The sequence below is a fragment of the Clostridium sp. YIM B02500 genome (assembly GCF_022324665.1).
GTDB classification, from domain to species: domain Bacteria; phylum Bacillota; class Clostridia; order Clostridiales; family Clostridiaceae; genus Clostridium; species Clostridium beijerinckii.
Genome location: NZ_JAKGTE010000063.1, coordinates 1 through 12449, shown reverse-complemented (window position 1 = coordinate 12449; position 12449 = coordinate 1). Strand labels below are relative to the sequence as shown.

The 12449-nt window shown below is 29.9% G+C and carries 6 protein-coding genes; all 6 read right to left on the bottom strand.

Annotation, left to right across the window (positions count from 1 at the left end; genetic code table 11):
* Nucleotides 1-757: 757 nt before the first annotated feature.
* A complete protein-coding gene (glgD, locus tag L1S46_RS25860; protein ID WP_077831439.1) occupies nucleotides 758-1870 on the bottom strand; it encodes a glucose-1-phosphate adenylyltransferase subunit GlgD in 1113 nt (370 codons plus the stop codon).
* 25 nt (nucleotides 1871-1895) lie between these two features.
* Nucleotides 1896-3056 (bottom strand): glucose-1-phosphate adenylyltransferase, encoded by a 1161-nt coding sequence (locus L1S46_RS25855; protein WP_238901382.1) that lies wholly within the window; start codon nucleotides 3054-3056, stop codon nucleotides 1896-1898.
* A 276-nt stretch (nucleotides 3057-3332) separates the two neighbouring features.
* Nucleotides 3333-5159 carry a glycoside hydrolase family 13 protein gene (locus L1S46_RS25850; protein ID WP_238901380.1) on the bottom strand — a complete coding sequence of 609 codons (1827 nt, stop codon included), beginning with the start codon at nucleotides 5157-5159 and terminating at the stop codon, nucleotides 3333-3335.
* Nucleotides 5160-5172: 13 nt separating this feature from the next.
* Nucleotides 5173-7608: a glycogen/starch/alpha-glucan phosphorylase gene (locus tag L1S46_RS25845; RefSeq protein ID WP_238901379.1), complete on the bottom strand. Its 2436-nt coding sequence runs from the start codon at nucleotides 7606-7608 to the stop codon at nucleotides 5173-5175.
* Between the two features lie 33 nt (nucleotides 7609-7641).
* Nucleotides 7642-9081, bottom strand: coding sequence for a glycogen synthase GlgA (glgA, locus tag L1S46_RS25840; RefSeq protein WP_023976931.1), 1440 nt, complete (start codon nucleotides 9079-9081; stop codon nucleotides 7642-7644).
* Nucleotides 9082-9176: 95 nt separating this feature from the next.
* Nucleotides 9177-11726 (bottom strand): 1,4-alpha-glucan branching protein GlgB, encoded by a 2550-nt coding sequence (gene glgB, locus L1S46_RS25835; RefSeq protein WP_238901377.1) that lies wholly within the window; start codon nucleotides 11724-11726, stop codon nucleotides 9177-9179.
* Nucleotides 11727-12449: the final 723 nt, after the last annotated feature.

The window sequence follows — 12449 nt, the reverse complement described above, 5'->3', positions numbered from 1 at the left end:
TTACTCAAATAAAAATTGCTGGTTTACTTAAATGTATTTATATTATTCTGTTCAATTTTCAAAGACCAATTTTCTTCCCTACAATTCTCATTGTAGTTATTAATTTATGTCACCCTCAAGCGACTTATTTAGTATATCACTTATTTTATATTATGTCAATAACCTTTTTCAAAATCTTTAAAATCATATTTAAGATACAAATCTGCGATTTATCATTAAGTTATTTACATATCTCAGCGACGTTATTTATCTTAACACGTTCCCGTTATGCTGTCAACATATTTGTTAAAATATTATGTGATGTGCATACTGTTATCCCCTTATTACAAATTAGCAATGAGATTATACGGCTTAATACTTATAATAAATTCCAGATTAAATTTACTTTCTAAATTTCTCTAAGACTAACAGTTCTGTGTCACTATATCATGTTTATACTATAAATTTATACTTCTATTAGTTCCATAAATAAAATAGTAATCCATAATGTATAAAGTTTTTAACATACCTTATCTATCACATAATAGACATATTAAAGTTGTATTATATAAATAAAGTAAGCATCATAAAATTATACTTTGCTAACATTATTTCTTAGTTGTTAATCACTATATCGTTCAAATTCTGCATTTAATTTTCCTAATATAGATAATACTAACTTAATGAATCACAAATCTAATTTTCTGATACTTACCTAATTAATATTTTATAATAATATAACTATTCAATTTCTAAAAATAGTATCTTCTATATATCTTTACTTAGTAATACTACTTTTTTTCTTTATAACCAAAGGATACATAACTGATCCAATAAGGGTCTCACCACTTCTTATCTCGCTACCTTTATCTGCAATTACATTATCCAATACTGCATCGTCACCAATTCTGCTATTTTGCATTATTATACAATCTTTTAACTTTGTATTTTTTCCTATATATACTCTTCTGCCTATTATGCAATTTTCAACCGTTCCTTCTATTCTACAACCATTTGCTATTATTGAGTTTATAACACTGCTTGTATCTGCATAGTGAGTTGGAGCTTCATCTTTAGTTTTTGTATATATAGGTCTTTCATCATTAAAAATTTCTTTATTTACTTTTCTATTTAAAAATCCCACATTGCTATCATATAATGCCTTAATGGAATTTATACAATCTAAATGTCCTTTGAATTCGTAAGCACTTGCTGTTAGTGTATTTAAATTATTATGAATATACTCTTTGACCTTTCGATACATTCCACTGCTTACACATTCATTTACAATATTTATAAATAATTCAGTTTTTAATATATACATCTCCATATTAATATTTGCCTTCGGACTTTTCCCTATATTTTCTCCTACACTTATAACGCTTCCTGAATCATCAAAGTTTAATACGCCACAATCACCAAAAGCTTCATCTGCATTGTTTACCTTCTTATATACCATTGTAATATCTTTACCTGTACTCTTATGGTATTCCAAAACTTCATTGTAATCTATATTGCAAATCATATAGCTTGGTGCTAATAATACATACTCTCTTCTACTATGTGTTAAAAATTGTATGTTTTCAGCGAAATTATGGACATCATCATAAACAGGCTCATCATTTCCAAAGTTAAAAACTTTTAATCCATCTTTTTTTCTATTTAAGTCCCATGGTCTTCCATTTGTTAAATGGTCTATTAGAGACCTTGACTTATTCTTTGTAAATATTCCTATACAATTAATTCCTGAGTTAGTCATATTTGATAAAATAAAATCTATAATTCTATATCTTGCTGCAATAGGAACTGAAGCAAGAGATCTATTAACTACTAATTCACCCATTCTGTTTTCATTTTCATCTAAGTTGATTATACCAATACAATTTTTCATTTCTTTCTCCCCCTTAGTGATCTCGCTAAACTGCTTTATTATTTTCTATAACTGTACCCATTTTTACTTCTTCTTTTGCTGCAATAATAGCTATTTCATCACCTAAAGAAATCTTACAGTCTTTTCGAACTATTGCTCCGCTTCCAACAATTGCTTTTTCAATAACTACATTATCACCTATTTTAGCATCCGTCATAATTATTGAATCTCGAACAACTGAGTTTTTTCCTATTTGAACCCCTTGAAATAATATTGAGCTTTCCACTTGTCCATTAACAACACAACCTTCAACAACTAATGAATTAGATACTTTTGCATTCTCGCCTATATATTGTGCCGGCCTTACTGGATTGACTGAATATATCTTCCATTCCTCATCATGTAAATCAAGTTCATTATCTTCTCTTATCAAATCCATATTTGCTTCCCATAGGCTATCTATAGTACCAACATCTTTCCAATATCCTTTAAATGGATATGCAACCATTTTATCCCCATTACCAAGCATACTTGGAATTATATTCATTCCGAAGTCATTTTTTGATGTCTTGTCCGATTCATCCTCTCTCAAATATTTTTTTAGAGTTTTCCAATTGAAAATATATATTCCCATCGATGCTAGATTATTTTTTGGGCTTTTTGGTTTTTCTTCGAATTCATATATTGATAAATCTTCCCTTGTATTCATTATTCCAAATCGAGATGCTTCATCCATTGGCACTTCAATAACAGCTATAGTTGCCTCTGCCTGTTTTTCTTTATGAAAATCTAGCATCTTTGTATAATCCATCTTATATATATGATCTCCAGATAAAATCAAAATATATTCTGGATCATATCTATCAACAAATTCTATATTTTGATAAATTGCATTTGCAGTACCCTTATACCACTCTCCGCCTTTTTCTTCTTGATATGGTGGCAATACATGTACCCCTCCATGAGCCCTGTCTAAATCCCATGCTTCTCCTATGCCAATATGTGCATTTAATTCTAGTGGTTTATACTGTGTTAATACTCCTACTGTATATATTCCTGAATTCGAACAATTGCTTAATGGAAAATCTATAATTCTATATTTTCCTCCAAACGGTACTGCTGGTTTAGCCAATTTTTTTGTTAATACCCCTAACCTCGATCCTTGTCCACCAGCCAATATCATTGCCACAATTTCATTTTTACCCATAATATTATCTCCTCTCATATGTGTTTGTTCTCATTAGATAAATTTTATATTATATGCTCCTATGTTCAAAAAAAATGATTGTTATTACATTTTTATTTAAGTGAACTTGCAGAAGCATATTATATTTTTAATAATTATTTTATAATATGATTACCCCTAGAATTTATATTTATATTTTTACATACAATATATTATACATTTATTTTCCATTAAATTCCACATAAGCATATATCAAAATATTTGTCAATTTTTTATTATATAATCAAACTCAATGAACTAGATCCTACGCAATATTTTCAAATCATACGGAAAGATAGTTATAACGCTATCACTTCCTATAAACTTATACTTTTCACTAATATCAAGTAAATTCACATAATCTCCACTTAAGTTAATTTCTTTAATTAATTTAGCTTCGCTTGAAACATTTACTAATACTATTACGCTTTCATTTTCATATTTTCTTTCAAACGCAAATACGTTTGGATCAGTTTCAAAGATACTTGACTTCCCTTTTTTTAACCCATCTTCATTATTTCTTATTTTAATTATTTTATGGTAGAAATCAGCAAGCATTTTGTTCTCTTTCCCCCATGGATAGCTTCTCCTATTATCAGGCTCTCTTCCACCTTTTATGCCGGCTTCATCTCCATAGTATATCAGTGGTACTCCTGGCAAAGTAAATTGAATTGCTATAAGTAATTTTAACAGTGATATATTTTCATCCAGAACAGTTAAAATTCTTTCTGTATCATTGGTACCTAAAATATTTATATTTCCATAAAAACTTTCTCTTGGATAGTTCTCGTACAATGACATAATTTTTTGTCTTAACTTATCTGACTTTATATACCCCTTGATAAAATTAATTAAACTTTCCCTTAAGGGATAATTAGTTGCAGCTTGCACTTCATTCCCTTGTAAATATTTTCGTCTTCTTGAATAACTTATCTTATTAGATGCGTCTTCCCATATATCACCTAAAAGTACAGTATCCTTATTTATTTCTCCGATTTTCTTTCTTATTAGTTCTATAAATTCATCTGGAAGCTCATCTGTCACATTTAAAAACCATCCGCTAACTCCCATATCTGTCCACTTATTTATAATAGAATTATCTCCACTTATAATATAGTCAACATATTCTTTTTGCATCGAGTTAACATTCGGTCTATCATCCATTCCCCACCAAGATTCATACCTATATGGATATGTAATAAATTTATACCAATCATAAAATCTAGAGTTTGGTGAATTATACGCTCCAACATCGTCGTAATTTCCTAGTTTATTAAAATATTTACTATCAGAGCTTGTATAGCTCAGTACAATATCTAGAATAATTTTAATTCCTTTACTATTTGCCACTTTACATAATTCTCTAAATTCACCATTTGTACCGAACATTTCATCTACAATTTCATAGTCCGCTGTATCATATTTATGGCAACTAGGGGATTTAAATATTGGGCTTAACTTTATTATATTAGCTCCCAATTCCTTTATATAATCTAATTTCTTTATTATCCCCCTTAGATTTCCTCCATAAAAATCCCACCTAGCAATTTTTCCAAAACTATCTCTAATATACATAGGACTATCATCCCATCTTCCGTATATAAATGAGTTTCCTTTTATATTATCTATAATTTTATTTTCATTTCCATTATAGAATCTATCTATTAGAATATGATATATTACACCCTCTTTATACCATCTTGGTACGAATGACTTTTCATATACAGTTATTTGATATGGCACAGGATTATAAGTATATATTTGGCCAACTCCTCCCAAGTGATTGTCATTATTTCCATAATATACTCTGTCATACCCATCTATTAAAATAAAATAGTATTCTAATATCCCCAAAGCATCAGATGTATCAATTTCTACAGAATATTTAAATTCACCATTATTTAAATATTCCTTGTTCATTCCCATATTCATTTTAGTTCCATCGAATTTTATCAATTCGATTGCTACAATTATGTCTTTATTAATATTAATAGATATCTTAACCTTTTGACCAGCCTCTACAGCGCCAAAGGGCCTTCTAAATCTTATGCTTTGAGAGTCATGTAATACCTGTATATCATTCATTCAGTTAATCCTCCTATAGATTCTTATAGATTACCTCTGATCCCCAAATACCTGTTGCATATTCTTCTATTGTTCTGTCAGATGAGAATATCCCTGAATGTGCAATATTAATTCCACACATTCTTTGCCACTTATTAGCATTCCTATAAAGAGTATCAATCTTATCTTGAGCTTTTAAATATGAGTCAAAATCTTGTAAAACAAAAAACTCATCATTATAATTTATTAGATTTTCATATATACTTCTAAATTTATTTTTATCACTATGATATTTTCCGTTTATTAAATCATCAATTACACTTTTTACTCTAATATCATTGTTGTATATATCAATAGATTTATATCCTCCATTTTTGTAATAATTCAATACTTCATCTGCAGTTAATCCAAATATCACTATATTATCATCTGTAACTTCATCTTTTATTTCAATATTTGCCCCATCTAATGTTGCTACTGTAATAGCTCCGTTCATCATAAATTTCATATTTGATGTTCCTGAAGCTTCTTTTGTTGTTGTTGAGATCTGCTCACTTACATCTGTTCCCGGGATTATTTGTTCAGCCAGCGAAACTCTATAATTTTGAATGAAAACAACTTTTATCTTTTCATTTACTCTAGAATCATTATTTATTTTGTTTGCAACACAATTTATTAATTCAATAGTATTTTTAGCTAAATAATAACCTGGTGCAGCTTTTCCTCCAAAGATGAACGTCCTTGGAACTATATCGTAATTAGGATCATCAATTAATTTATTATATAAATCCATTATTCTTAAACAATTAAGTACTTGCCTCTTATAAGCATGTATTCTTTTTACCTGAACATCAAATATAGAATCAGGATCTACTCTTACATTATCATTCTTTAATATTATACTTGCTAGCTTTTCTTTGTTAAATTTTTTAATTTTTCCTAACTGTTCTAGAATCACTTCATCATACAAATGCCTCTCAAAGTTTTTTAGATCAAGTGGATGTTTTATAAAGCTATCTCCAATTGTATCTTTAATTAGTTTTGTAAGCTCTGGATTACTTTTTAAAAGCCATCTTCTATGAGTAATTCCATTAGTTTTATTATTGAATTTATTTGGATAAAGATAATAGAAGTCTGTCATCTCTTTTTTCTTCAATATTTCTGTATGAAGTTTTGCTACCCCATTTACACTATGACTGCCTACAATCGCTAGATGTGCCATCTTGACTTGCTCATCAGCTATTATCGCCATTCTTCTAACTTTTTCAAGGTTGCCTGGATATTTAGTTAAAAGTTCTGCACAATATCTTTTATTAATTTCTTCAACAATCATATATATTCTTGGAAGCAATTTTTGAAACATATCTATTGGCCATTTTTCCAAAGCTTCTGCCAAAATTGTATGATTAGTGTACGATATTGTATTAGTTGTTATTCTCCAAGCCGTATCCCATTCTAACCCTTCTTCATCCAATAATATTCTCATAAGTTCCGGTATCGCAAGTGTAGGATGAGTATCATTTATATGAATTGCTACTTTTTCATCTAGTAACAATATATCTTTTCCATGCTTTTTACAGTGCCTTACAATGCTTTGAACTCCCGCTGAAACAAAGAAATATTGCTGCTTTAATCTTAACATTTTACCTTCATAAAACGAATCTTCTGGATACAGCACTTGCGAAATTGATTCAACTGAATTTTTATACTTAATTGCTTGGAGAAAATCACCTCTACTAAATGATGAAAAATCAAACTCGTTTGAAACCGCCTCCGCACTCCATAATCTAAGGGTATTTACAATTTCATTTTCGTACCCTACAATTGGAGTATCATATGGGACTGCCAATACAGGCTCATAATTTATATGCATAAAGCTTAAGCGTCCATTTATTTCGCTTACTTTTATTTCTCCACCAAACTTAACAATTTCTGCTTTTTCTGCTTTTCTCTTCTCCCAGACGTTTCCTAGCTTTAACCAATCATCAGATACCTCAACTTGTTTTCCGTCTATAATTTTTTGCTGAAAAAATCCATATTTATATCTAATCCCACACCCGTTTCCTGGAATATTTAAAGATGCCATTGAATCCAAGAAGCATGCTGCAAGTCTTCCCAATCCACCATTACCTAGTCCTTGGTCTTGCTCCAAGTTTTCCAACTCTTCTAAATTTATATTTAAATCTGATAACGCTTCTTTACATATATCTCTTATGCCTATATTTAATAAAGCATCTCCAAGTAACCGTCCCAGTAAAAATTCCATAGAAAAATAATAAACTTGCTTCTCCCCAGTCTTATTATATTTTTTATTTGTTTTAAGCCAAGTTCTTGTAACATAATCCCTTACTAAACTTCCCAAAGCATCATACTTTTGTTGATTAGTTCCTTCTTTTAACTCAATACCATGCATTTCTAAAAACTTATTTACATAAGCTTTTTTAAATGTTTTTTTATCCATTTCGAGCATTGATATACCCCCTCATAACATTATGTCCTCATCTTAATCTTGTCCTGTTAATTCTCTATATAAATCTAAATATATTTGAGCTGACCTATTCCAGCTATTATCAGAATTCATTGCATTTTCGATTAGATTTTCCCACTTACCCTTATCCTTATATATCCATAACGCATATTCTATTATATTGTATAACTCATCTGAATTGTAATTTCTGAAACTAAACCCATTACCTTCTCCAGTATACTCATTATATGCAATTATTGTATCCTTGAGTCCCCCAGTTTCCCTAACTATAGGAATAGAACCATATCTAAGTGCTATTAATTGCCCTAATCCACATGGTTCAAAAAGTGAAGGCATTAAAAACATATCACATGCTGCATAAATTTTATTTGCTAACCCATTATCAAATTTAATATTAGCAGACACCTTATTTCCATATCTAGAATCTAGCCATTTAAAATGTTCCTCATAATGCTTATCTCCCGTTCCTAGAATAACTAGTTGAACATTTTCTTGTAATAGTTTATCAGAAATATTTACTAATAGATCCATTCCCTTTTGACTTGTCAATCTAGTTACCATCGCCAGCATTGGTATATTTTTATCAACAGTTAGCCCTAGCTCTTTTTGTAACTCCGTCTTGTTTATTGCTTTATCTTCAATAGAGTTTATACTATAGTTCTTTTTAATAAATTTATCTGTCTTCGGATTAAATTCATCATAATCTATACCATTTGTTATTCCTCTTAATGCATAGGACCTCTCTCTTAATACTCCATCCAATCTTTGACCATACTCAGGTGTTTGTATTTCGTATGCATAAGTATTACTAACAGTTGTAATAACATCTGAATAGCATAATCCACCCTTCATATAACTTACGCCATCATCAAATTTTAAGCATGTGTTATTATAAAGCTCCATATCAAATCCAAATAACTCCGGTAATATTTGAGGATCAAATACTCCTTGAAATGCTATATTATGAATTGAATATACGCATTTCATCTTCCAATAGAACATATCATTTCTTTTATATTCAAATTTTAATAGTACAGGTAACATCCCAGTTTGCCAGTCATTGCAGTGTATAAGATCTGGCTGCCAATCTATCTGCCTCAACATGTCTAATACGGCCCTATCAAAGAACGCAAATCTCTCTGCATCATCATAGAATCCATAGACTTCATCTCTCTTAAAATATGCTTCATTATCTAAAACATAATATGTTACTCCATTATGAAAGCATTCCCATACGCCACAAAATTGTTCTCTCCATCCAACTTTAACATTAAACCATTTAACAAACCTTAGCTTGTCTCTTACTTCCCAACTAATTTCTTTATACTTTGGTATAACAACTCTTACATCTGCATTTTTTTGTGCAAGTGCTTTTGGTAATGCCCCAGCAACATCTCCGAGCCCCCCTGTTTTAATGAACGGACTAGCTTCAGATGCTACAAATAAAACTCTCATTCTTTATCCCCCTCAACCTCTAGCAAATAAATTTATATCATTATACTATAGATATTTTTATAATATTTACTTTCTCAAACGGTCTTTTTAACCTTTTATTCATCTTTTTCTTTAATTTCTTGATCTACATTAATTTCATTCACTTTTAATATTAATGTTGCCATTGGAGGCACTTTTACTTTCAAAGAATATGGTTGATTGTGGAATTGAGTCTTTTCAGATACAAGCATTTCACCCATAATCTGACCTGAACCACCATATTTACTATCATCAGAATTAAATACTTCTTCATAGCTCCCCAAAAATGGTACTCCAATTTGATAATCATAATACACAATAGAAGTAAAATTAATTATAAAAATCAGTGTATCTTTATCATTTCTACTTCTTCTAGCAAAAATTAATATGCTTTGTTCATTATTATCGGCTTCTATCCAATTAAAGCCTCTATAGTCATGATCGAGCTCCCAAAAAGCTTTATTATTAAGGTATAGATTGTTTAAATCCTTAAAAAATAATTGAGTTTTTTTATGGATTCCTAAATCATCGATTAGGTTCCATTTTAATTCCTCATATTCTCTCCACTCAATTTTCTGAGCAAATTCGCACCCCATAAACGATAACTTTTTGCCCGGATGTCCCATCATATAACACATAAACGCTCGGAGACCTGCAAACTTATTCCATTCATCTCCCCACATCTTGTTTACCAATGATTTCTTACCATGAACAACTTCATCGTGTGAAAGTGGTAATAAATAATTTTCAGCATAATTATACATCATCGCAAATGTTATATTTTTATGATTATGTTTTCTATATTTAGGATCTATTTCGACATACTCTAATGTATCATTCATCCAACCCATATTCCATTTTAAGTTGAATCCCAAACCATCATAAATTGCAGGTTTTGTAACATTAGGCCAAGATGTTGATTCCTCCGCAATCATAAGTGCAGTCGGATATTCTGCAAATACTGCTTTATTTAACTCCTTTAGAAAATCTATTGCTTCTAAATTCCCATTTCCTCCATATTTGTTTGGTATCCATTCCCCGGGCGATCTGCTATAATCCAAGTAAAGTATGCTTGATACAGCATCAACCCTTAATCCATCAATATGGAACTCTTTATACCAGTATAATGCATTCGATATTAAATAACTTTTAACTTCATCTCTACCTAGATCAAAATTACAAGTTCCCCAACCCTTATTTTCCGCTCTCCATTCTTCTTGATATTCGTATGTTGGTGTTCCATCAAACTTATATAATCCGTGAGCATCCTTACAAAAATGACCTGGAACCCAATCCATTATTACTCCTATATTAGCCTCATGCAATTTATTTATTAAAATTTTAATACCTTCATAATCCCCATACCTACTTGTTGGTGAATAATAACCTGTCCCCTGATATCCCCAAGAAGCATCCAATGGATGTTCAATAAGCGGCATAAGCTCTACATGTGTATATCCCATATCTTTTACATACTCAGGTAAATCTTCTGCGATTTCTTCGTATTTTAAGAATCCGCCATCTTTATTTGTCTTCCATGAGCCCAAATGTATCTCATATATATTTAATGGTTGCTCAAGTACATTTATTTTATTTCTTTGATCAATCCATTTTTTATCATTCCATTTGAAAGCTTTAGGCTTATATACTATTGATGCATTATCTGGTCTCAATTCACTTTGTATTGCATACGGATCGGCTTTGTATTCTCCCATCTCTCCATCGCTTCCCACTATACAATACTTGTATCTATTTCCGGCCTTCGCAGTATAAAAAAAGCCTCTCCATAATCCATTTTCAGTTATTCTTTCAAGTTTGTATTCCTCTTTTACTTCGAAATTATTAAAATCCCCAACTACATATACATCTTTTGCATTAGGTGCCCACGTTACAAATTGCACACCTTTCTTTCTTTTCTCAGTTTTAATATGTGAGCCTAAAATATTATAAGATTCATAGTTTTTACCTTGATGAAACAAATATGTGTTAAGATTAGTTATTTCAGATTTATCAATACTTTCTGTTCTCTTTTTAACATTAATTTTACTATGTTCTGTTTTCGACTTTTCAATCTTCTCCCCTTCTGCTTGAAATTCTCCCATTAATTCTTTTGAAGCTGATTTTTTTCTTGCGCTTGCTTTTGTTGAAGTTACTGCAGATTTCCCTTTTGAAGATTTATTAGTTGTTCTTTTTGTCTTTGATTGTACATTTAATTCATTCGTTTTGGTGGATTTAGATTTATTAATATTATCTCCACCCTCCAATTCAGATTCTTTATTATTCTCTTCTTTTAAAATAATTTTTTCTTCGTTTTTATTCTCCAACGCATTCTTCTTATCAATTGCCTTAGATTTCTTTAAACTCCCTTTAGATTTAATACCAATTTCTTTATCATTTGTAGTAATGTCTTTTACCTTAATATCTAGATTATTAATTGGATTTAATTCAGTTGTTTCCTTTGAGGAAATTTTCTTTTTCGCTCTTCCCTTTGTCTTACTTATTCTTTTCTCAACAGATGAATTATCTTCGATAGATACTTTTTCGTCTTCTTCTGTCAAACCGTTCATATCTCTAGGACCTATTTCATCTTTATCTTTAATCTTACTGCTTTTAGGATCATTTTGCATTAAACTATACCCCCATCCATATTCATATCCCTCTCATAAACTAAATTAAATGCTTCTCTTTATTATAATTCTCACTATATATATATCTTACCAAATTTTATGGTACTTTTCACTTATTTTTCTTTATTTTTAATAAAAATTATAATTAATTTAACTTTTAAGATAATAAATATATATTTTTATCCATATATAATGTATAATATTCAATCATTCATTTTATTAAATTTAAAATTAATTCACAGAATAGCAATAATCAAGCGCATAAAAGACGCTGTGTATTAGGAAATAAAGTGAGCAGCACCTAAGTTTTATTCTGCTAAGTTTTTAATATTGGAAAAATGATTTTAAACTCATGTCACTTATATATCTTTTTAAAATCATGATCAGAGGGCGATCTTCACTATCTAACCAATGATAATAGTGTTTAATTCACCAAAATTCATACCATAAAAAAAGAGAATCCATATCTTGAATCCTCTCTTTAACAATTAGTATTAAAACAACTTTAATATATTACCTTAAACTTTATAATTATTCATATATTTTAAATGATACAATTCAAGCACATGAATCAATTAATACCATAGAGCCTACTTATTAAAAGTGCGAAATATTACAAAATAAAAAAAGATAGTTATTACAACTATCTTTTTTGCTTATCTCGCAACGTCCTACTCTGCCACACAGTCTCCCATGCAGTACCATCGGCGCTATAGACCTTAA